Raw genomic sequence first — 921 nt, 5'->3', positions numbered from 1 at the left:
CGGTTGCAACAGCACCCGCAGCCCTTCCTTGCCGGTAATCATGGCGGCGACTTCGTCGTCGCTCACCACCGAGCTTGTGGAAGCCTCGTGAGTTGGCGTCATGTTCGCTCCTTAAGCCCCCCGGAGTACGGCCTGCGCTGTCCGGGCGCAGTGAATCGCCCCGGATTTCGCGGAGGCTGTTTGGTTAAAGTAAAACAGCCTCGTCGGCAGGTTTGCCGAGTTGGTTGTAGTAGTTTGCCTCAGCCTCGGCCGGCGGGATATAGCCGATGGATGAGTGCAGGCGTTTATGGTTGAACCAGGCGACCCATTCCAGCGTTGCCAGTTCGACAGATTCCCTGGTTTTCCAGGGTGCGCGGCGATGGATCAACTCGGCCTTGTACAAGCCGTTGATGGTCTCGGCCAAGGCGTTGTCGTAGCTGTCGCCACGGCTGCCCACGGATGGCTCGATGCCGGCCTCGGCCAGGCGCTCGCTATAGCGGATGCTGACGTACTGCGATCCCCTATCGGAGTGGTGGATTAGAGAACCATCGTTGCCAGGCTGGCGGGCGTATAAGGCCTGCTCCAGCGCATCGAGCACGAAGTCCGTCGTCATGGATTGGCTCACGCGCCAGCCGACGATGCGCCGGGCGTAGACGTCGATGACGAAGGCCACGTACAGCCAGCCCCGCCAGGTCGAGACGTAGGTGAAGTCCGAGACCCAGAGCTGATTGGGCCGATCGGCCCGGAACTCCCGGTTGACCCGATCCAACGGACGGCTCGCTGCATCGTCAGCGATGGTCGTTCGCAGTCGCTTGCCACGCCGCACGCCTTGCAGGCCCTGGGCGCGCATCAGGCGTTCGACTGTGCAGCGGGCCACCGCCACGCCCTCTCGGTTCAGTTGTCGCCACACCTTGTCGGCGCCGTAGACGCGATGGTTCTCCT

General features: G+C 63.1%; 1 protein-coding gene. It reads right to left on the bottom strand.

What is annotated here, in order from left to right; all coding sequences use genetic code 11:
- Positions 1 to 184: 184 nt before the first annotated feature.
- The coding region (locus RCF13_RS13885) for an IS3 family transposase (protein ID WP_308141264.1) at positions 185 to 921 on the bottom strand (737 nt) is incomplete at its 5' end.

Source organism: Stenotrophomonas maltophilia group sp. RNC7 (assembly GCF_030910085.1).
Taxonomy (GTDB): Bacteria; Pseudomonadota; Gammaproteobacteria; order Xanthomonadales; family Xanthomonadaceae; genus Stenotrophomonas; species Stenotrophomonas sepilia.
This window is presented reverse-complemented; position numbering and strand designations above follow the sequence as displayed.